At 60.7% G+C, this 19,888-nt stretch carries 18 protein-coding genes; 11 read left to right on the top strand and 7 right to left on the bottom strand.

The genetic code is table 11. The features are described from left to right. The first annotated feature begins 33 nt into the window (after positions 1-33). The 5 genes from HXW87_RS23350 to HXW87_RS23330 all read left to right on the top strand — a co-directional run bounded on the left by HXW87_RS23350 (position 34) and on the right by HXW87_RS23330 (position 5,519). The gene (locus HXW87_RS23350; protein WP_003226969.1) at positions 34-1,473 is read left to right on the top strand and encodes a PLP-dependent aminotransferase family protein; all 1,440 of its coding nucleotides are present in this window, start codon (positions 34-36) and stop codon (positions 1,471-1,473) included. A gap of 78 nt (positions 1,474-1,551) precedes the next feature. Further along, complete coding sequence (locus tag HXW87_RS23345; protein ID WP_239777860.1) at positions 1,552-2,046, top strand: translation initiation factor 2; 495 nt, start codon at positions 1,552-1,554, stop codon at positions 2,044-2,046. Between the two features lie 165 nt (positions 2,047-2,211). Next, positions 2,212-2,466: a YkgJ family cysteine cluster protein gene (locus HXW87_RS23340; RefSeq protein WP_041069283.1), complete on the top strand. Its 255-nt coding sequence runs from the start codon at positions 2,212-2,214 to the stop codon at positions 2,464-2,466. A gap of 41 nt (positions 2,467-2,507) precedes the next feature. Next, a complete protein-coding gene (locus tag HXW87_RS23335; RefSeq protein WP_047295600.1) occupies positions 2,508-3,113 on the top strand; it encodes an START domain-containing protein in 606 nt (201 codons plus the stop codon). 312 nt (positions 3,114-3,425) lie between these two features. Continuing rightward, the gene (locus HXW87_RS23330; protein ID WP_239777859.1) at positions 3,426-5,519 is read left to right on the top strand and encodes an LTA synthase family protein; all 2,094 of its coding nucleotides are present in this window, start codon (positions 3,426-3,428) and stop codon (positions 5,517-5,519) included. Between the two features lie 57 nt (positions 5,520-5,576). On the opposite strand, the gene HXW87_RS23325 is transcribed toward HXW87_RS23330, so the two are convergent. Continuing rightward, complete coding sequence (locus HXW87_RS23325) at positions 5,577-5,735, bottom strand: DUF3309 family protein (protein WP_169432680.1); 159 nt, start codon at positions 5,733-5,735, stop codon at positions 5,577-5,579. A 323-nt stretch (positions 5,736-6,058) separates the two neighbouring features. Here HXW87_RS23325 and HXW87_RS23320 point away from each other — a divergent pair, with 323 nt between their 5' ends. The 3 genes from HXW87_RS23320 (at position 6,059) to csrA (ending at position 7,603) form a co-directional block, all read left to right on the top strand. Further along, complete coding sequence (locus tag HXW87_RS23320) at positions 6,059-6,874, top strand: SDR family oxidoreductase (protein ID WP_108183460.1); 816 nt, start codon at positions 6,059-6,061, stop codon at positions 6,872-6,874. Positions 6,875-6,937: 63 nt separating this feature from the next. After that, entirely contained in the window at positions 6,938-7,270 is a 333-nt protein-coding gene (locus tag HXW87_RS23315) for a YnfA family protein (RefSeq protein ID WP_003226957.1), read from the top strand. A 147-nt stretch (positions 7,271-7,417) separates the two neighbouring features. Beyond that, entirely contained in the window at positions 7,418-7,603 is a 186-nt protein-coding gene (csrA, locus tag HXW87_RS23310; RefSeq protein WP_041069300.1) for a carbon storage regulator CsrA, read from the top strand. Here csrA and HXW87_RS23305 read toward each other — a convergent pair. From HXW87_RS23305 to mnmC, 5 genes are all read right to left on the bottom strand, one after another. Beyond that, entirely contained in the window at positions 7,600-7,827 is a 228-nt protein-coding gene (locus HXW87_RS23305) for a YheU family protein (protein WP_003192759.1), read from the bottom strand. The two genes, csrA and HXW87_RS23305, sit on opposite strands and share 4 nt — an antisense overlap. Positions 7,828-8,029: 202 nt before the next feature. Continuing rightward, positions 8,030-9,220 (bottom strand): osmoprotectant NAGGN system M42 family peptidase, encoded by a 1,191-nt coding sequence (locus HXW87_RS23300; protein WP_041069309.1) that lies wholly within the window; start codon positions 9,218-9,220, stop codon positions 8,030-8,032. Between the two features lie 159 nt (positions 9,221-9,379). Continuing rightward, positions 9,380-11,128, bottom strand: a complete 1,749-nt coding sequence (ngg, locus tag HXW87_RS23295; protein ID WP_041069311.1) for an N-acetylglutaminylglutamine synthetase — start codon at positions 11,126-11,128, stop codon at positions 9,380-9,382. A 3-nt stretch (positions 11,129-11,131) separates the two neighbouring features. Beyond that, positions 11,132-12,904, bottom strand: coding sequence for an N-acetylglutaminylglutamine amidotransferase (locus HXW87_RS23290; RefSeq protein ID WP_239777858.1), 1,773 nt, complete (start codon positions 12,902-12,904; stop codon positions 11,132-11,134). A 149-nt stretch (positions 12,905-13,053) separates the two neighbouring features. Further along, complete coding sequence (gene mnmC, locus HXW87_RS23285) at positions 13,054-15,033, bottom strand: bifunctional tRNA (5-methylaminomethyl-2-thiouridine)(34)-methyltransferase MnmD/FAD-dependent 5-carboxymethylaminomethyl-2-thiouridine(34) oxidoreductase MnmC (RefSeq protein WP_239777857.1); 1,980 nt, start codon at positions 15,031-15,033, stop codon at positions 13,054-13,056. A gap of 341 nt (positions 15,034-15,374) precedes the next feature. Here mnmC and pap point away from each other — a divergent pair, with 341 nt between their 5' ends. Both pap and HXW87_RS23275 read left to right on the top strand, forming a co-directional pair. Continuing rightward, positions 15,375-16,889 (top strand): polyphosphate:AMP phosphotransferase, encoded by a 1,515-nt coding sequence (pap, locus tag HXW87_RS23280; protein ID WP_041069320.1) that lies wholly within the window; start codon positions 15,375-15,377, stop codon positions 16,887-16,889. Between the two features lie 103 nt (positions 16,890-16,992). Beyond that, complete coding sequence (locus tag HXW87_RS23275) at positions 16,993-18,177, top strand: thiolase family protein (protein WP_239777856.1); 1,185 nt, start codon at positions 16,993-16,995, stop codon at positions 18,175-18,177. 127 nt (positions 18,178-18,304) lie between these two features. Here HXW87_RS23275 and HXW87_RS23270 read toward each other — a convergent pair whose 3' ends face one another. Beyond that, complete coding sequence (locus HXW87_RS23270; RefSeq protein ID WP_239777855.1) at positions 18,305-18,508, bottom strand: DUF6316 family protein; 204 nt, start codon at positions 18,506-18,508, stop codon at positions 18,305-18,307. A 210-nt stretch (positions 18,509-18,718) separates the two neighbouring features. Between HXW87_RS23270 and HXW87_RS23265 the strand changes: the two genes are divergently transcribed. Further along, positions 18,719-19,672, top strand: a complete 954-nt coding sequence (locus HXW87_RS23265; RefSeq protein ID WP_239777854.1) for a DMT family transporter — start codon at positions 18,719-18,721, stop codon at positions 19,670-19,672. Positions 19,673-19,888 lie beyond the last annotated feature (216 nt).

The following is a 19,888-nucleotide window of genomic DNA, read 5'->3' as shown; positions in this document are numbered from 1 at the left end:
GAATAAAATGCCCGTGAAATCGAGTGCTGCGTCATGACCAACCTCTTGCTCTACCAACGTATTGCTCAACAATTGGCGGAAGACATCCGGCGCGGTGTCTATCAACCCGGAGAACGCGTGCCGTCGGTGCGCAAGATGAGTTCGCAGCTCAATGTCAGCCATGCGACGGTGTTGCAGGCGTATGCCAATCTCGAAGATCAAGGCCTGATCCGTGCACGGCCGCAGTCCGGCTACTACGTGCACCAGACCCCGGCACTGACGGCGCCGACCCCGGACATCGCCCGGGTCGAGCGCCCAGGCCTGGTCACCCGCGCCAGCATCATTCAGCAAGTATTGGTCGAGTCTCGGCGCGAGGGGGTTTTCCCGTTGGGCGCTGCGGTGCCGAGTGTCGATTACCTCCCGGTTCGCGCACTGCATCAGCAACTGGCCAAGGTCACCCGATTCCATAGCCCTCGCGCGTTCAGCTACATGTTCAGCCCCGGCTTCGAACCGTTGCGCCGGCAAGTGGCAATCCGCATGCGTGATGCTGGAGTGGTGGTCGATCCGTCGGAAGTGGTCATTACCCACGGTTGTGTCGATGCGCTGCAGATGTCGCTGCGGGTGCTGACCCGTCCGGGAGATCTGATCGCTGCCGAATCGCCGACCTATTACGGCCTGCTGCAACTGGCCGATCTGTTGGGCCTGAAAGTGATCGAAATCCCCAGCGATCCGGCCACCGGCATGAGCCTCGAAGCCTTGCAACTGGCGGCCAACCAATGGTCGATCAAGGCTTTGGTACTGACCACGCGCCTGAGCAATCCGTTGGGCGGCACCATGCCGGAAGAACGGCAGAAACAGCTGCTGCGTCTGGCCTCGGACTTCGATATCCAGATCGTCGAAGACGATATCTATGGGGAGTTGATGTTCGAACAGGGCCGCACCAAAGCCCTCAAGGCTTACGATCGACTGGATCGGGTGATTTACTGCTCGAGCTTTTCCAAAACATTGTCGCCGGGCGTGCGCGTCGGCTGGATGATTGCCGGCAAGTATCAGCAGGAAATCCAGCGTCTGCAGACCTTCACCACGCATTCGGCGTGCAGCGTGACGCAGATGGCGATTGCCGCTTATCTGGAAAATGGCGGCTATGACCGGCATTTACGGTACATCCGCCAGGAATACCGGAAAAATCTCAGCGCGTTCCAGTTGGCGGTGCAGCAGTACTTTCCCGAAGGTACACAGATGACCCGGCCCACGGGCGGTTTCATCCTCTGGGTGAGTCTGCCGGGCAGGGTCAATACCCAGGAATTGCATGTCCGCGCACTGCAGCAGGGCATCAGTATTGCACCGGGGCTGATCTTCAGTAATACCGAGCAGTTCAATCACTGCATCCGCCTGAACTGCGGCACACCGTGGAATCGCGAGGCGGAAAGGGCGCTGATGACCCTCGGTCTGCTGGCGACTCAACTGTGTCAGGAAACGGCTGGCGGTTTCTGAACGAGCGGCGCGTCGTGCTTGTCTTGTGGCGCTCAACAGGCGAGCATATGGCCCTCTGCCGTTAGTGTTGTAGGGTTCATGAAAGCGATTTTGCCTGCTGCCTGGATTTTGCTTGGTGTGTTGATGATGGGCCATGCGCCCGGTGTCATGGCAGCTGCCGTTCAGGAAAAGCCCGCAACGTCCGCGCCGGCAGGCAAACCGGCGGCGAGCAAAAAAGCCGTTGCAGATAACAAAGCTGCGGCTAAAAAAGCCCCACAGAAGAAAGCCGCCGCGGTGAAGAAACGGCCCCCGGTCGCCTCCAAGTCGAAACCGGCCAGCGAAGTGGCGAAAACCCGACTGCCACCGGCCAAGCTTGACCTGAGCTTGCCCAAGGATATGGTTCAGCAGCTTAAACCTGCCGGTACTGTACCGATGCCCAAGCACGACGCAATCCTGCCGCAGATGTTTGGCGAGAAGAACAGTGGCTTTCAGCTCAACGGCCGCCTGCTCAGCAACGAAATGCAGTTGCAGCTGCGCAATGAGGAGCGCCGTGAAGTCGAAGGCGCAGCACTGGATTTCGAGTTCAAGCAATAAATTCAATCGATCCGTGACCCGCGGACCAGACGCTTTGTCGGAGACTGGTCAGTCACATTCAGTTATCGGTAAAAACCCCGGTACAGGGAATTTGAAACAACCGTTTTAGCGGTTACTCTGTCCGCGTCTCTTTAACACATTGCCCGTTGCGAGGACTTGCTCGTCATGAAATGCCGTGAAGGCTGTGGCGCTTGCTGTATTGCCCCCTCCATCAGTTCTGCCATTCCGGGCATGCCCAACGGCAAGCCTGCCGGCGAACGTTGCGTGCAGCTCTCGGTCGAAAACCTGTGCAGCATTTTCGGCCAGCCGGAGCGTCCGGCGGTTTGTTCAGGATTTGCCGCCGATGTCGAAGTCTGTGGCAGCAGCTCCGAGGAAGCGATCAAACTGATCGGCTGGTGGGAGCAGATGACGGCGGCGTGATGTGTCAAACGAACGGAACTTCAACAATAAGGAATAAGACTATGGGTTCGCTGCATCGTATCGCTGTGTTGTGTGGTTTGACCGCTGTACTGGCTACTTCGTTGGCTCAGGCTGAGGACTGGAAAGTCGCCAAGGAGCAGGACGGGATCAAGGTCTCACTGGCTCAAGTGCCGGGCTCGGATTACAAGTCCTACCAGGGCGTGACCCTGATGAAGACCACCGTGGCCAAACTGCGTGCCTTGCAGGACGACGTGGCTGGCGCCTGCACCTGGATTCACGAGTGCAAAGCCCAGAAGCTGCTCAAGCACGAGGGCGATCAGAGCTGGACCTACACCCAGTTCAATACGCCGTGGCCAGTGACCCCACGTGATTCGGTGTTGCACATCACCACCGTTGAGGGCGCCGATGGCAGCCTGACCCGCAACCTCGAAGGCGTGCCGAAGTACATTCCCGAAGAGAAAGGCTTTGTCCGTGTCGCTCAGGTCAAAGGGTTCTGGAAGTTCGTACCCAAAGGTGATCAAGTCGAAGTGACCTATCAGGTGCACACTGAGCCCGGCGGCAGCGTACCGAGCATGATTGCCAACAAGTTCGTGGTCGACGCTCCCTTCAATACCCTTAAAGCCCTGAAAGAACGCGCCGAGAAGTAATTTTTCGCGCTGACAGCAAAACGCCCCGATCGACTCGGGGCGTTTTTGTTTTGTCGTTATATTGTGTTTCCAGATATGCGCTGCACGAAATTTTCACAAAGCGTTCCTGACAATTCGCCCGCGCAATGCGTGCTGTCTGCGAACGATTGCCTTTATGAAAGAGTCGGGCAGCGGGGCACTAATCAATGGCAATGCTGCCGGTGATCGTGCAACATTTGCGCACCGCGCACGCCCCGGGGTCTGGAATGGCCAATAGAGGGCATCGCGCCGCTGTATTTTGCAACTTCAACTTCCAATGGGTCCTAAAACGACATGGCAAACCCGGACGCCCTGAATCAGCAGCGATCTTCAACTCGCCTGCTGCAACCGACCGTCAAATCGCATCTGGCCTACACCCTGTTGTGTGCCCTGGTCATGATGGTGATGTTTTCCGTGCTGCGCCTCGCGCTGCTGGTCTACAACCGCGAGATGATCCTCGATACCCCGGCTTCGACCTTCCTCGAAGCTTTCGCCAACGGCTTGCGTTTCGACCTGCGCCTGGTGGTCTACGTCTGCGTTCCGCTGCTGCTGGCACTGTTCAGTGCGCGGGCGATGGCTGCGCGCGGGTTCTTCCGTCTGTGGCTGACCGTGGCGTCCAGCATCGCGTTGTTCCTCGGCCTGATGGAGATGGACTTCTACCGTGAGTTCCACCAGCGCCTCAATGGCCTGGTGTTCCAGTACGTGAAAGAAGACCCGAAAACCGTGATGAGCATGCTCTGGTACGGTTTCCCGGTGGTGCGCTACCTGCTGGCGTGGGTGATCGGCACCGTGATCCTGACCCTGGCCTTCAAGGGCGCCGATCGTGCAACCCGTCCGCGCGGCCCGTTCAGCGGCGGCAACGTCGGCACCCGCCAGGTGGCGCCGTGGTACACCCGTCTGGCGGTGTTCGTGGTCTGCCTGCTGATCTGCGTCGTGGCCGCCCGTGGCACCCTGCGTCAGGGCCCGCCGCTGCGCTGGGGTGACGTGTACACCACCGAATCGAATTTCGCCAACCAGCTCGGCCTCAACGGTACGCTGTCGCTGATCGCCGCCGCCAAGGACCGCATGGGCGAGGATCGCAACAACATCTGGAAAGCCACCCTGCCGCAGGAACAGGCGCAGAAAGTGGTGCGCGAGATGCTGGTGATGCCGGACGACAAACTGGTCGATGCCGACATTGCGGCGGTGCGTCGTGACTACACGCCACCGGCCGACAAGACCCTGCCGATCAAGAATGTGGTCGTGATCCTGATGGAAAGCATGGCCGGTCACTCGGTGGGCGCTCTGGGCGCGCCGGGCAACATCACGCCGTACCTCGACAAACTGTCGAAGGAAGGCCTGCTGTTCGACCGTTTCTTCTCCAACGGCACCCATACCCACCAGGGCATGTTTGCGACCATGGCGTGCTTCCCGAACCTGCCGGGTTTCGAATACCTGATGCAGACCCCGGAAGGCAGCCACAAGCTCTCCGGCCTGCCGCAGCTGCTCAGTGCGCGCAAGTATGACGACGTGTATGTCTACAACGGCGACTTCGCCTGGGACAACCAGTCGGGCTTCTTCAGCAATCAGGGCATGACCAACTTCGTGGGTCGTAACGACTTCGTCAACCCGGTGTTCTCCGATCCGACCTGGGGCGTGTCCGACCAGGACATGTTCGACCGTGGCCTGGTGGAGCTTAAGGCGCGGGAGAATGGCAAACCGTTCTATGCGCTGCTGCAAACCCTGTCCAACCACACGCCGTACGCCTTGCCAACGCCTTTGCCGGTGGAGCGCGTGACCGATCGCGGCACGCTCAACGAACACCTGACGGCCATGCGTTATTCCGACTGGGCATTGGGCCAGTTCTTCGAGAAGGCGCGCAAAGAGCCTTACTTCAAGGAAACCCTGTTCGTCATCGTCGGCGACCACGGTTTCGGCAACGAGCGTCAGATCACCGAAATGGACCTGGGCCGCTTCAACGTGCCGATGCTGATGATTGCGCCGGGCATTCAGGAGAAGTTCGGTACCCGTGACCATACCGTGGGCACGCAGATCGACATCGTGCCGACCATCATGGGTCGTCTGGGTGGCGAAGTGCGTCACCAGTGCTGGGGCCGCGACCTGCTCAACCTGCCGGCCGGCGACACCGGTTTCGGTGTGATCAAGCCGTCGGGCAGCGAGCAGACCACTGCCATCGTAACCGCTGACCAGATCCTGGTCTTGCCGAAGGAGAAAGAAATGGCGCCGAAGATCTACCAGTACCAACTGGGCGCGAACCCTTCTGCGGAGATCATTCCGGACGCACCGCGTACCGCCGAACTGAAACTCAAGCTTGAAGCGTTCCTGCAAACGGCGACCAAGAGCCTGATGGACAACACGGCCGGTGTGATCAACGGCAAGCCGGACTGATAAAACCGCTGCATAAAAAAGAGGCCCCTGAGGGCCTCTTTTTTTTGTCTTGGGGTTTTATATCCTGCCAAGTAACAGCAAGACCAACAGCACCACCAACACCACGCCAATAATGCCCGAAGGGCCATAACCCCAACTTCTGGAGTGCGGGAAGACCGGCAGACCACCGATCAGCAACAGGATCAGGATAATGATAAGAATTGTGCCCATGTCGATTTCCTTGTTTATAGCGTTCGAGAAGTCTTGGTATTCAAGGGCGACTGGAGGCTAACTAATTCCAGACGGCTTACAAATTCCGACCGGTGCGTATGAAAGAAAATTCAATGTTTTTTTAATGTATTTGGATGACTCGTTTATTTCCTTTGAAGCGCGAGATCAAAAGATCGCAGCCTTCGGCAGCGCCTACAGGGAACTGATGCAGGAGCTGCCAAAGGCTGCGATCTTTTGATCCTGTATTCAGCATTCTGATGGAGCGTGGGTGGCCAGTGTTCCTTCGCTACACTCCGCGCATCTCCTACAGAACAACAAGGCTGTCTGCTATGCAAAATCGCATGATGATCACGGGTGCGGGCTCAGGTTTAGGTCGCGAACTTGCACTGCGCTGGGCGCGTGAAGGCTGGCAGCTGGCCTTGTCCGACGTCAGCGAGCCTGGTCTGCAGGAAACCCTGAAGCGGGTGCGCGAGGCCGGTGGCGACGGGTTCGTCCAGCGCTGCGATGTGCGTGATTACAGCCAGCTCACCGCGTTTGCCCAGGCCTGCGAAGAGAAGCTCGGCGGCATCGACATCATCGTCAACAACGCCGGTGTGGCGTCCGGCGGGTTCTTCAGCGAACTGTCGCTGGAAGACTGGGACTGGCAGATCGCGATCAACCTGATGGGCGTGGTCAAAGGCTGCAAGGCCTTCCTGCCGCTGCTGGAACAGAGCAAAGGCAAGATCATCAACATTGCTTCGATGGCGGCATTGATGCAGGGCCCGGCGATGAGCAATTACAACGTGGCCAAGGCCGGTGTGGTGGCGCTGTCAGAAAGTTTGCTGGTGGAACTGGCGCAGCAGGAAGTCGGGGTGCATGTGGTCTGCCCGTCGTTCTTCCAGACCAACTTGCTCGACTCGTTCCGTGGCCCGACGCCAGCCATGAAAGCGCAGGTTGGCAAGTTGCTGGAAAGTTCGCCGATCAGCGCGGCCGACATCGCCGACTACATTTATCAGCAAGTGGCCGCCGGCGAGTTCATGATCCTGCCGCACGAGCAGGGACGCATGGCCTGGGCGATCAAGCAGAAGAATCCGCAACTGATCTACAACGAAATGACCACCATGGCCGATAAAATGCGCGCCAAGGCCAAACAAACCAACGGCTGAACTTGCCCCATGGGTGTCGCGTCGCTAGGGTGGCCGCAATGGTCACCCTGTCGAGACGCATCAATGCTCAATTACCTGTGGTTCTTCCTCGCGGCGCTGTTTGAAATCGCCGGTTGTTTCGCCTTTTTCATGTGGTTGCGCCAGGGCAAAAGTGCCTTGTGGGTGATCCCGGCGCTGCTCAGCCTGACGCTGTTCGCCCTGTTGCTGACCCGTGTCGAAGCGGCTTACGCCGGTCGCGCCTATGCCGCCTATGGCGGGATCTACATCGTCGCGTCGATTGGCTGGCTGGCAGTGGTTGAACGGGTGCGTCCCTTGGGTTCGGACTGGATCGGCGTGGCGCTGTGCGTGATCGGCGCCAGCGTGATCCTGTTCGGGCCGCGGTTTAGCGCCGCGTGAGGCGAGACTGTTTAGCGATTTGCAGGAAACGTCTGACGGGCGCAGCGCTTGCGGGTGTAGGGCAAGACTGAATTGCTCGCCGCGCATTGTAGAGCGGGCGTGCACCGCGCATCTTCAGGGCTGGTTAACCCTTGAAGGACGAACTCCATGCTTGTACTCAGCCGTGTTGTGGGCGAGTTGATTTCCATCGGTGACGACATCTCCCTGCGGGTGTTGTCCGTCAACGGCTCCAGTGTGCGCTTTGGTGTCGAAGCGCCGCAGAAGATCAATGTGCACCGTTCGGAGGTCTACGAGCGAATTCAGCGCAAACAGGCTACCGAGAAGGTCCGCTAGTCGAACAGGTGCTTGGGCACGTCGTGTTTGAGCATCAGTTGGCATTGTTCGCTTTCCGGGTCGAAGACGATCAGCGCCTGGCCTTTGGTCAACGCCTGGCGTACGCGCAGCACGCGGGTTTCCAGCGGCGTGTCATCACCGTTGTCGGTGCCATCGCGAGTGACAAAGTCCTCGATCAGGCGGGTGAGGGTGTCGACTTCTAGAGCGTCGTAGGGAATCAGCATGGGCACCTCGGTTCAATCAATGGCGGGATGCTACGGCGATTGGTGGCTGGCTGCCAGTTTTGTGTGGGCAGTATCGGCCCTATCGCTGGCAAGCCAGCTCCCACAGGGTTTGATGGTGTACACAAACAACTGATCCACCCCGAAAACTGTGGGAGCTGGCTTGCCAGCGATGGGGCCGGTCCAGCCACCACGGAAGCCCGGATCAGCTGTCGGAGCGCTGCCCCACCAGACTGTCCACCGAAGGCACTCGCGTATCGCTCTCCATCTGCGTGTCGTGCTCGATCTGGTGACTGAAGCGATCCAGCGAAGCATTGGCCGGCGCGGCATCGCTGGCAAATACCGGCGGACTCAGAATGTACGCTCCAAGCAAACGACTGAGCGCCGCCAGACTGTCGATGTGCGTGCGCTCGTAGCCATGGGTTGCATCACAACCGAAGGCGAGCAGGGCCGTGCGAATGTCGTGCCCGGCGGTCACCGCCGAATGCGCGTCGCTGAAGTAATAGCGGAACAGGTCGCGCCTTACCGGCAGTTCGTTTTCGCTGGCCAGCCGCAGCAAATGCCGCGACAGGTGATAGTCGTAAGGGCCACCGGAATCCTGCATCGCTACGCTCACCGCGTGCTCACTGGAATGCTGGCCCGGCGCGACCGGTGCAATGTCGATGCCGACGAATTCGCTGACATCCCACGGCAAGGCTGCTGCCGCGCCGCTGCCGGTTTCTTCGGTGATGGTGAACAGCGGATGACAGTCGATCATCAATTCCTGACCGCTGTCGACGATGGCTTTGAGCGCGGCGAGCAGCGCGGCGACACCCGCCTTGTCGTCGAGGTGACGGGCGCTGATGTGGCCGCTGTCGGTGAACTCCGGCAACGGGTCGAACGCCACCACGTCGCCGACACTGATGCCCAGTGAGTCGCAATCGGCCTTGGTTGCGCAGTAGGCATCCAGACGCAGTTCGACGTGATCCCAACTGATCGGCATTTCGTCCACGGCGGTGTTGAACGCGTGCCCGGAGGCCATCAATGGCAACACGCTGCCGCGAATCACACCGTTGTCGGTGAACAGGCTGACCCGGCTGCCTTCGGCAAACCGACTCGACCAGCAACCGACCGGGGCCAGGGTCAGGCGACCGTTGTCTTTCACGGCGCGCACGGCGGCGCCAATGGTGTCGAGGTGCGCGGAAACGGCGCGGTCGGGGCTGTTTTTCTTGCCCTTGAGCGTGGCGCGAATGGTGCCGCGACGGGTCATTTCGAAAGGGATACCGAGTTCTTCCAGACGCTCGGCGACGTAGCGCACGATGGTGTCGGTGAAGCCCGTGGGGCTGGGGATGGCGAGCATTTCCAGCAGGACTTTTTGCAGGTAGTTCAGATCCGGTTCGGGAATTTGTGTGGTCATGGAAACTCCTGATGAGTTGAGGCGCATCGATGGTTTCGATGAGGAAGATTTGTGGCGCCTGATTCGGCCCCTTCGCGAGCAGGCTCGCTCCCACATGTGGATGCGTTCCCCTGTGGGAGCGAGCTTGCTCGCGAAGACATCAGCCAAGACAAAGCAGAATCAAGAAACAGCCGGCTGACTGTGCGGAAACAACAAATCGACAAACCGCTCCGCCGTCGGCTGCGGCTCGTGATTGGCCAGGCCAGCGCGTTCGTTGGCTTCGATAAACACGTACTCCGCTTGATCCGCCGCCGGCACCATCAAGTCGAGGCCGACCATTGGAATATCCAGCGCCCGCGCTGCACGAACGGCGGCATCGACCAGAGTCGGGTGCAGAATCGCCGTGACGTCTTCCAGCGTGCCGCCGGTGTGCAGATTGGCGGTGCGGCGCACAAACAGGTGTTCGCCTGCCGGCAAGACAGTGCTGTAGTCATAACCGGCCGCATGCAGAGTGCGCTGGGTTTCGTGATCCAGCGGGATCTTGCTTTCGCCCCCGGTCGCGGCTTGCCTGCGTCGACTCTGCGCCTCAATCAGCGCACCGATCGAATGATGGCCGTCACCGACCACCTCGGCGGGACGACGAATCGCTGCCGCCACCACTTCAAAACCGATCACCAGAATCCGCAGGTCGAGGCCTTCGTGGAAGCTTTCGAGCAGTACGCGGCTGTCAAAACGCTTGGCGGCTTCGATGGCCTGCTGCACCTCTTCGATGCTTTGCAAATCCACCGCCACACCCTGGCCCTGTTCACCGTCGAGCGGCTTGACCACCACCCGCTGATGCTCATCGAGAAACGCCAGATTGTCGTCGGCGTTGCCTGCCAATTGCTGCGAGGGCAGCTTCAGTCCGGCGCCTTTCAACACTTTGTGGGTCAGGCTCTTGTCTTGGCACAAACTCATGCTGATCGCGCTGGTCAAGTCGCTCAACGATTCGCGGCAACGCACCCGACGCCCGCCATGGCTGAGGGTGAACAGCCCGGCTTCGGCGTCGTCCACCTGCACGTCGATGCCGCGCCGATGCGCTTCCTCGACGATGATCCGCGCATAAGGGTTGAAATTGGCTTCCGGCCCGGGCCCGAGGAACAGCGTCTGGTTAATGCCGTTCTTGCGTTTGATGGCGAAGGTCGAGAGGTTGCGAAAGCCGAGTTTGGCGTAGAGATTCTTGGCCTGACGGTTGTCGTGCAGCACCGACAGGTCGAGATAACTCAGGCCACGACTCATGAAGTGTTCGATCAAGTGCCGCACCAGCACTTCGCCGACGCCGGGCCGCGAACACTGTGGATCCACCGCCAGGCACCACAGGCTGCTGCCGTGTTCCGGATCGTTGAAGGCTTTCTGGTGATTGAGGCCCATGACGCTGCCGATCACCGCGCCGCTGTCTTCATCTTCGGCGAGCCAGTACACCGGGCCGCCCTGATGATGCGGAGTCAGGCGCGTGGCATCGATCGGCAGCATGCCGCGTGCCTGATACAGCAGATTGATTGCCTGCCAGTCCGCTTCGCTCTGCGCGCGGCGAATGCGGAAGCCGCGAAACACGCGGGTGGCCTGGCGGTAATCGCTGAACCACAGGCGCAGGGTATCGGACGGGTCGAGAAACAGTTGCGTCGGTTCGAGCCCGAGAATCTGTTGCGGTGCGGCAACGTACAGAGCGATATCGCGTTCGCCGGGCTGCTCGTTGAGCAGTTCCTGGGCCAGTGTCGCCGGATCAGGAAAGGTGTGACCGATCAGCAGCCGGCCCCAACCGCAATGCACGGCAATGGGGTCGGCGCCGAGTTCGCTGCCGTCTTCGGCCAGACGCGCCTGCAAGCGTTCATACGACGGTGTCTGGCCGCGCAACAGGCGTTGATTGATAGCCGTGGCGTGAGGTTTCATCAATCAGATTCCTTGTTCACTGAGCCACAGGTTCAGGGCCGCCAGTTGCCACAGTTTCGAGCCGCGCAACGGCGTCAGTTGGCCTTGCGGATCCGTCAGCAATTTGTCGAGCATGGCCGGGTTGAACAGGCCACGATCCTGGCTCGGATCCAGCAGCAGTTCACGCACCCAGTTCAGGGTGTCGCCTTGCAAATGCTTGAGGCCCGGCACCGGGAAGTAACCTTTCTTGCGGTCGATCACTTCGCTTGGAATCACCAGCCGTGCAGCTTCTTTGAGCACCTGTTTGCCGCCATCGGGCAGCTTGAACTGGCCTGGAATCCGCGCTGACAGTTCAACCAGTCGATAGTCGAGAAACGGCGTGCGCGCCTCCAGACCCCAAGCCATGGTCATGTTGTCGACGCGTTTGACCGGGTCGTCCACCAGCATCACCGTGCTGTCCAGACGCAGCGCTTTATCCACCGCGGCCTCGGCGCCGGGTTGGGCGAAATGCTCTTTCACGAAGTCGCCAGCGGCGTCATTCGCGGTCAGCCATTTCGGTTGCACGGTGGCGGCGTAGTCGTCGTAACTGCGGTCAAAAAACGCCGCGCGATAGGCTGCATACGGTTCCGCTGCGCCGTCGACTTGCGGATACCAGTGATAACCGGCGAACAGCTCATCCGCGCCCTGGCCGCTCTGCACCACTTTGCAATGCTTGGCCACTTCGCGCGACAGCAGATAGAAGGCGATGCAGTCGTGGCTGACCATCGGCTCGCTCATCGCGCGGAACGCAGCGGGCAGTTGCTCGATGATCTCTTTTTCGTCGATGCGCAATTGATGGTGCTGCGTGCCGTAGTGTCTGGCGATCAGATCGGAATACTGAAACTCGTCACCGCGCTCGCCGCCGGCATCCTGGAAGCCGATGGAAAAGGTCGACAGGTTTTCCACACCGACTTCACGCAACAGGCCGACGAGCATGCTCGAATCGACACCGCCGGATAGCAGCACGCCGACATCCACTGCCGCCCGTTGACGAATCGCTACCGCTTCGCGGGTGCTGTCGAGCACGCGGTCGCGCCAGTCTTCGAGGGTCAGGTTTTTCTCGTCGTCGTGCGGGCCGTAGGGCAGGGTCCACCAGGTTTTCTGTTCGGTGCGGCCATCAGCCTCGACGCGCATCCAGGTCGCCGGTGGCAGCTTTTCGATGCCCGCGAGCAAAGTGCGTGGAGCCGGCACCACTGCATGGAAATTCAGGTAGTGATTGAGCGCCACCGGATCGAGGATCGGGTTGATGTCGCCGCCCTTGAGCAGCGCCGGCAGGGCCGAGGCAAAGCGCAAACGCTGACCGGTGCGCGACAGGTACAAAGGCTTCACGCCGAGGCGGTCACGGGCGATGAACAGGCGCTGGGCATCGCGCTCCCAGATGGCGAAGGCGAACATGCCGTTGAGTTTTGGCAGCAGCGCTTCGCCCCAGGCGTGGTAGCCCTTGAGCAGCACTTCGGTGTCACCACCGGAGTAGAAGGCATAGCCGAGCGCTTCGAGTTCGGCACGCAGTTCCGGGAAGTTGTAGATCGCGCCGTTGAAGGCCAGGGACAAGCCCAGCTGGCTGTCGATCATCGGCTGCGCCGAGCCGTCCGACAGGTCCATGATTTTCAGGCGACGATGGCCCAGGGCAATTGGCCCTTGGGCATGGAAGCCCCACGCGTCGGGGCCGCGAGGGGCCAGGTGATGGGTGATTCGCTCTACCGCTGCAAGGTCTGCAGGTTGATGATCAAAACGTAACTCGCCAGCTAATCCGCACATAAAGTCCTTACCGGTTTTTCCGTTGGGGAGGGGTGATTCAAGTCTGGCCAAAATGGCCGGTACTCAGAAACTGACCCGCTGCAGATGTGGGAGTTTTAGAACGATGAGTTATAAGAGGCGGCGACTGACCAGCGGCCAGCCGCCATTTTTCATTTGCCGCGAATCAACGTGCGCAGCGCGAAACGGTTGGGATGGCACGCCTCGGCGACGCTTTTGGGCAGTGGCAGCGGCTCGTTGTCCAGCCACGCCGCGAGCAGTTCGCCCGACAGCGGCGCCGTGATCAGCCCGCGTGAACCATGGCCGCTGTTGACGTACAGGCCATCGAGCCACGGGCAGGCGATGTCCGGCACTTGGCGCGCATCCTTGCTCAACGCGGCATAGGCCTTGGCGAAGGCTTCGCGGTCGGCGAGGGGGCCGACAATCGGCAGATAGTCAGGACTGGTGCAGCGGAATGCGGCGCGCCCTTCCAGGGTTTCCGGGGGCAGCTCATTGATGTGCAGACGCGCTACCAAATCGCTGGAGATCTCTTCGAGCATCGCCAGATTGCCCAGGTGTTCGGCGGTGGTCGGTGTCAGGTCATCGCTGTTGAAGTCGAAGCTGGCGCCAAGCGTGTGTTTGCCCAGACGTGCCGGGGCGACATAACCTTCGGCGCAGACCACGGTGCGCAGCGCCTGGCTTTCGTTGGTTTGCGGCAGGCGCGTGATCTGCCCGCGAATGCGCTTGAGCGGCAGCTCGGCACTTTGCGCAAAGCGTTTGATCTCCGCTGCGCCGGCCAGCACCACCACTGGCGCGCTGGCGAGCACCCGTTCGCCATCGAGGGCTTGCCACTGTCCCTCGACCTTGCGCAGTTCGAGCACCTCGTGATGCTTGAGCAGTTCGATGTTCGCTTGCGCGGCTTGTGCCTGGCACAGCGCGGGCGGATGCACCCAGCCCCCTTCGGGATAGTACAAACCGCCATGGGCCAGACCGATACCGGCCTGAATCTCGGCTTGCGGCTGATCGACCCAGTGCACCAGGTCTTCCGGGAATGCCGCGGCCAGTTGCGCCTGACGCTCGGCTTCCTTGGCATTGAACGCCAGTTGCAGCACGCCGCAATCGTCCCAGTCGGTGCCGCGTTGCAGGGTTTCCAGCAGACGGCGGGTGTAGCCGAAGCCGCTGACGATCAGTTGCGACAACGCCGTGCCGTGGGCCGACAACTTCAGGTACAGCACGCCCTGTGGATTGCCTGACGCTTCCTGCGCCACCTCGGCATGCCGTTCCAGCAGACTGACCTGCCAACCGCGCGCCGCGAGGCTGGCGGCCGTGGCACAACCGGCCAGTCCGGCGCCGATCACCAGCGCCCGACGGTCAGCGGTCAGCGGAGCAGGGCGGGCGAACCACGGTTTGTCCGGCAGCGGGGGCGCGACGTCCTGCGGCCAGCCGAGAAACTCGCCGCGCAGGATCTCCCACTTGTGGCCGATGCCCGGTGTGCGTTTCATCTTGAACCCGGCGGCGTTGAGCAGACGCCGCACCCAACCGGTGCTGGTGAAGGTACTGATGGTCGAGCCGGGGGCGGCCAGTCGAGCCAGTTCGACGAACAGTTCGGCGGTCCACATGTCGGGGTTTTTCGCCGGGGCGAAACCGTCGAGAAACCACGCGTCAATCTGCGCATCGAGTTGCGGCAATTGCTCCAGCGCATCGCCGATCAGCAGCGTCAGCGTGACCCGGCCGTTGCCGAGGACGATCCGCTGAAAGCCCTGATGGATTGCCACGTAATGGGTCAGCAGTTGATTGGCCAGCGGCTTGAGTTGCGGCCACAGGGCCAGAGCCCGCTGCAGATCCGCCGGACTCAACGGGTACTTTTCGACACTGACAAAATGCAGCCGCGCACCGGCTACTGCGTGCTGCTCGAACAGTTGCCAGGCGCAGAGAAAATTCAGCCCGGTGCCAAACCCGGTTTCACCGATCACCAGTCGCCCATGCGCCGGCAACGCGGCAAAGCGCTCGGCCAGGCGATTCTGTTCGAGGAACACGTAACGGGTTTCATCCAGCCCCGACTGGTCGGAAAAGTACACATCGTCGAACACCCGCGAGCGCGGGCGTCCCTGGTCATCCCAGTCGAGTTGGGCGTGGGGCAGTACAGGTTTCATGGCAGGCTCGGCAACGACAAGGCGGCCATTCTAGCTGATTGGGTGGAAGGGGCTTGATCCATGGCAAGGCCTGGCTGCGCAGCCTCGAAGACAATCAATGATTTGGGCGCTGATCAGAGCAACCTGTGGCGAGGGGATTTATCCCCGATCGGCTGCGCAGCAGTCGCAATCCCGCGACCAGCGTGCATCTGGCGTTGAATGGTTTTGGGGCCGCTGCGCTGCCCATCGGGGATAAATCCCCTCACCACAGAGTTTTTCTTGAAGCCAAAAGGAGCGGAATTTCTCCGTCGTACCCATGCCCAATCCGCTAGTCTTGCTGAATCCTGGAAGGAGCCGTGCCCATGTTTGAATCCGCCGAAATCGGCCATGCCATCGACAAAGAGACTTACGACGCGGCTGTGCCTGCCTTGCGTGAAGCACTGCTGGAAGCGCAGTTCGAATTGCAGCAGCAGAAGCGCTTCCCGGTGATCATTCTGATCAACGGCATCGAGGGCGCCGGCAAGGGCGAGACCGTCAAGTTGCTCAACGAGTGGATGGATCCGCGTCTGATCGAGGTGCGTACTTTCGATCAGCAGACCGATGAAGAACTGGCGCGGCCACCGGCGTGGCGTTACTGGCGGATGCTCCCGGCCAAGGGACGGATGGGCGTGTTCTTCGGCAACTGGTACAGCCAGATGCTTCAGGGCCGAGTCCATGGTTTGTTCAAGGATCCGCGTCTGGATCAGGCGATCAACGCCGCCGAGCGTCTGGAAAAGATGCTCTGCGATGAAGGCGCGCTGATCTTCAAGTTCTGGTTTCACCTGTCCAAGAAACAGATGAAGGCCCGCCTCAAGGCGCTGGCCGACGACCCGCTGCACAGCTGGCGCATCAGCCCGCTGGACTGGCAGCAATCGCAGACCTACGACAAGTTCGTCAAATACGGCGAGCGCGTGTTGCGCCGCACCAGCCGCGACTACGCGCCCTGGCACATCATCGAAGGCATGGACGCCAACTACCGCAGCCTCGCGGTGGGCAAGATCCTGCTGGAGGGCTTGCAGAACGCGCTCAAGCGTCCTGAGGTGCATACCGAAGAGGTCAACGCCGCCCCGTTGGGCACTGCCGTCGACGAACTCAACCTGCTCGACAGCCTCGACCTGAACCAGCAGCTGGAAAAGAAAGATTACGAAGAACAACTGATCACCGAGCAGGCGCGGCTGTCCGGGTTGATGCGTGACAAGCGCATGCGTCGCCATGCGTTGGTAGCGGTGTTCGAAGGCAATGATGCGGCGGGCAAGGGCGGGGCGATTCGCCGGGTGGCGGCGGCGCTCGATCCGCGTCAGTACAGCATCGTGCCGATTGCCGCGCCGACCGAAGAGGAGCGCGCGCAGCCGTATCTGTGGCGCTTCTGGCGACATTTGCCGGCACGCGGCAAGTTCACCGTGTTCGACCGCTCCTGGTATGGCCGGGTGCTGGTGGAGCGAGTCGAAGGCTTTTGCAGCCCGGCCGACTGGTTGCGCGCCTACAGCGAGATCAATGACTTCGAAGAGCAGATCGCGGACGCCGGGGTCATCGTCGTCAAGTTCTGGCTGGCGATCGACAAGGACACGCAGATGGAACGTTTCCAGGCTCGCGAGCAGATCCCGTTCAAGCGCTTCAAGATCACCGAGGACGACTGGCGCAACCGCGACAAGTGGGACGCCTACCGCGCCGCCGTGGGCGACATGGTCGACCGCACCAGCACCGAGATTTCGCCGTGGACACTGGTCGAGGCCAATGACAAACGCTGGGCGCGGGTCAAGGTGCTGCGCACGATCAACCGAGCACTCGAAGAGGCGTTCGAGAAGTCCGACAAGCGCGCGAAAAAACACAAGGACTGAGGCGATGGGCACGCATACGCGGGGTGAATGATTGTCGCGGTCGGCGGCGGGGTGGACTTATCCTCGGTTGACTCTCCTCCGACAACAACAATTGAGGTATGCCATGCGTGAAGTGGTGATCGTCGACAGCGTGCGGACCGGCCTGGCCAAGTCCTTTCGCGGCAAGTTCAACCAGACCCGCCCCGACGACATGGCGGCCCATTGCGTCAACGCGCTGCTGTCGCGCAACGACATCGACCCGGCCAGTGTCGAGGACTGCATTGTCGGCGCCGGCTCCAACGAGGGGGCGCAGGGTTACAACATCGGTCGCAACGTGGCGGTGCTCTCGCGGCTGGGCACCCATGTGGCCGGCATGACCCTCAACCGTTTTTGCTCCTCGGGTTTGCAGGCGATTGCGATTGCCGCCAACCAGATTGCTTCCGGTTGCAGCGACATCATCGTCGCCGGTGGCGTCGAGTCGATCAGCCTGACCCTGAAAAGCGTCAACACCGATCACCTGATCAATCCGCTGCTCAAGCAGCAGGTGCCGGGCATCTACTACACCATGGGGCAGACCGCTGAAGTGGTGGCGCAGCGTTATGCCGTGAGTCGCGAGGCGCAGGATCGCTATGCGCTGCAAAGCCAGTTGCGCACCGCCCAGGCTCAGGCGGCCGGGCTGTTCGATGACGAAATTGTGCCGATGGCGGTCAAGTACCGGGTCGAGGACAAGAACAGCGGCGAGGTGCAGATCCTCGACGGCATCGTCGATCGCGACGACTGCAACCGCCCGGACACCACGTATGACAGCCTCGCCGGACTGAAGCCGGTGTTTGCCGAAGACGGCTCGGTCACCGCCGGCAACTCGTCGCAGTTGTCTGACGGCGCGTCGATGACGCTGGTGATGAGCCTGGAAAAAGCCCTGCAACTGGGGCTCAAGCCGAAGGCGTTTTTCCGCGGCTTCACCGTGGCCGGTTGCGAGCCGGACGAAATGGGCATCGGCCCGGTGTTCTCGGTGCCGAAACTGCTCAAGGCCAAGGGCCTGCAAGTGGCTGATATCGATCTGTGGGAACTGAACGAGGCGTTTGCTTCACAGTGCCTGTATGCCCGCGACCGTCTGGAGCTCGACAACGAAAAATACAACGTCAACGGCGGCTCGATTTCCATCGGCCACCCGTTCGGCATGACCGGCTCGCGGCAGGTCGGACATCTGGTGCGTGAGTTGCAACGGCGCAATCTGCGTTACGGCATCGTGACCATGTGCGTGGGCGGCGGGATGGGGGCGACGGGGTTGTTTGAGGCTGTTCGGTAACCCTGGAGATAATAGTCGGCATTCAAACCGTCATCGCTGGCAAGCCAGCTCCCACAGGTTCTGCAGATGTTGCCTGTATTTGTGAACACCCTGGAACACTGTGGGAGCTGGCTTGCCAGCGATGGGATCAACCTGATGACCGGTTGGAATCCAGAAGCTGCATCCGCGCGATATACGCCTGAATTTCCTGCTCCGCCTTCTCCGGGGAATCGAACGGCCCTTCAAGGGTGTTCTCCCGCGTACAGAAAAACAGTTCGCCATTGACCCGGCACATCCGCTCACTGCGAAAGTGGGTGGCGGGGGCGCTGTCCTGGGCGCGCATTCCATACATGATCGGCCTCCTTGGTTGATGCGCTGAAAGGGATCCAATGAGCTTATGCCTGAAGCACTTGGTGCGCACGGCCAGCCGATCAACGGCAAAGCGTCAATTTAATGCTGCGACCTGCACAGTTTCATGTGCGGCCTGGCCCGAACTGTCCCTGTGTTGCGCCTGCGCGCGGGCCTAGAATGACCGCTCTCGTCAGCAGGCATTGGGGTTCGCATGCACATTTCATCCGGTCGCTGGGTCTACGGTCTGTTCCTGGCGCTGTTGACGGCGTTCTTGTGGGGCATCCTGCCGATTAAGCTCAAACAGGTGTTGCAGGTGATGGACCCGATCACCGTGACCTGGTTTCGTCTGTTGGTCTCCGGTGGTTGCCTGTTTATTTATCTGGCGTCGGTCAAGCGTCTGCCGAGCCGCAAGGTCCTCGGCCCCCGGGGCGGCTGGCTGGTGTTAATGGCGGTGCTCGGGCTGGTGGGCAACTACGTGCTGTACCTGATGGGGCTCAATCTGCTCAGCCCCGGTACCGCGCAACTGGTGGTGCAGATGGGGCCGATCATGTTGCTGATCGCCAGCCTGTATGTGTTCAAGGAGCGCTTCAGCATCGGTCAGGGCATTGGCCTGGCGGTGCTGTTGATCGGCTTCGTGCTGTTTTTCAATCAGCGGCTGGCCGAGTTGCTGACGTCGTTGTCGGACTACACCGCCGGCGTGTTGCTGGTGCTGTTGGCCTCGACGGTCTGGACCTTCTACGCGCTGGGTCAGAAGCAATTGCTCACAGTATGGAATTCGTTGCAGGTGATGATGGTGATCTACCTGTTCTGCGCGCTGCTGCTGACGCCGTGGGTGCACCCACTCAAAGCGCTGGAGTTAAGCCCGTTGCAGGGCTGGCTGCTGTTGGCGTGCTGCATGAACACGCTGATTGCCTACGGTGCCTTTGCCGAGGCGCTGGCGCATTGGGAGGCCTCGCGGGTCAGTGCGACGCTGGCGATCACGCCATTGGTGACCTTTGGCGCGGTGGCGATTGCCGCCGCGGTGTGGCCGGACTATGTGCATGCCGAGCAGATCAACGGTCTGGGCTATGGCGGGGCGGTGCTGGTGGTGTTGGGGTCGGCGCTGGTGGCGCTGGGGCCGTCGTTGATTGCCGGGCTGAAAGCGCGGCGCATGCGGGTGGCCTGAAAAGCAAAAGATCGCAGCCTGCGGTGTAGTGGTTCAGTTTTTTTAAACCACTCCTTAGGAGCATTAGACCGCTTGTTGCTCAAACAGCGCAGGCGGCAAGTGGTTCGAGGCAGAGTGGCAACGACGATGGTTGTAGTGATGAACAAAATCCATCACATCCTTCTCCGCTTCGAAATGGTTTCGGTAGCCGTTTTCCGGCATCCAATCGTGTTTCAA

Origin of the sequence: Pseudomonas sp. Y5-11, from assembly GCF_022368695.1 — a bacterium.
Lineage (GTDB): Bacteria > Pseudomonadota > Gammaproteobacteria > Pseudomonadales > Pseudomonadaceae > Aquipseudomonas > Aquipseudomonas parakoreensis.
This window is presented reverse-complemented; position numbering and strand designations above follow the sequence as displayed.

What these genes read in the sequence shown, in the direction of transcription:
- HXW87_RS23315 (WP_003226957.1), top strand. Translation starts at nt 6,938, where the DNA reads ATGCTCAATTACCTGTGGTTCTTCCTCGCGGCGCTGTTTGAAATCGCC.
- HXW87_RS23305 (WP_003192759.1), bottom strand. Translation starts at nt 7,827, where the DNA reads ATGCTGATTCCCTACGACGCTCTAGAAGTCGACACCCTCACCCGCCTG.
- HXW87_RS23330 (WP_239777859.1), top strand. Translation starts at nt 3,426, where the DNA reads ATGGCAAACCCGGACGCCCTGAATCAGCAGCGATCTTCAACTCGCCTG.
- HXW87_RS23300 (WP_041069309.1), bottom strand. Translation starts at nt 9,220, where the DNA reads ATGACCACACAAATTCCCGAACCGGATCTGAACTACCTGCAAAAAGTC.
- ngg (WP_041069311.1), bottom strand. Translation starts at nt 11,128, where the DNA reads ATGAAACCTCACGCCACGGCTATCAATCAACGCCTGTTGCGCGGCCAG.
- HXW87_RS23320 (WP_108183460.1), top strand. Translation starts at nt 6,059, where the DNA reads ATGCAAAATCGCATGATGATCACGGGTGCGGGCTCAGGTTTAGGTCGC.
- HXW87_RS23335 (WP_047295600.1), top strand. Translation starts at nt 2,508, where the DNA reads ATGGGTTCGCTGCATCGTATCGCTGTGTTGTGTGGTTTGACCGCTGTA.
- HXW87_RS23265 (WP_239777854.1), top strand. Translation starts at nt 18,719, where the DNA reads ATGCACATTTCATCCGGTCGCTGGGTCTACGGTCTGTTCCTGGCGCTG.
- HXW87_RS23340 (WP_041069283.1), top strand. Translation starts at nt 2,212, where the DNA reads ATGAAATGCCGTGAAGGCTGTGGCGCTTGCTGTATTGCCCCCTCCATC.
- csrA (WP_041069300.1), top strand. Translation starts at nt 7,418, where the DNA reads ATGCTTGTACTCAGCCGTGTTGTGGGCGAGTTGATTTCCATCGGTGAC.
- mnmC (WP_239777857.1), bottom strand. Translation starts at nt 15,033, where the DNA reads ATGAAACCTGTACTGCCCCACGCCCAACTCGACTGGGATGACCAGGGA.
- pap (WP_041069320.1), top strand. Translation starts at nt 15,375, where the DNA reads ATGTTTGAATCCGCCGAAATCGGCCATGCCATCGACAAAGAGACTTAC.
- HXW87_RS23275 (WP_239777856.1), top strand. Translation starts at nt 16,993, where the DNA reads ATGCGTGAAGTGGTGATCGTCGACAGCGTGCGGACCGGCCTGGCCAAG.
- HXW87_RS23350 (WP_003226969.1), top strand. Translation starts at nt 34, where the DNA reads ATGACCAACCTCTTGCTCTACCAACGTATTGCTCAACAATTGGCGGAA.
- HXW87_RS23270 (WP_239777855.1), bottom strand. Translation starts at nt 18,508, where the DNA reads ATGTATGGAATGCGCGCCCAGGACAGCGCCCCCGCCACCCACTTTCGC.
- HXW87_RS23290 (WP_239777858.1), bottom strand. Translation starts at nt 12,904, where the DNA reads ATGTGCGGATTAGCTGGCGAGTTACGTTTTGATCATCAACCTGCAGAC.
- HXW87_RS23345 (WP_239777860.1), top strand. Translation starts at nt 1,552, where the DNA reads ATGAAAGCGATTTTGCCTGCTGCCTGGATTTTGCTTGGTGTGTTGATG.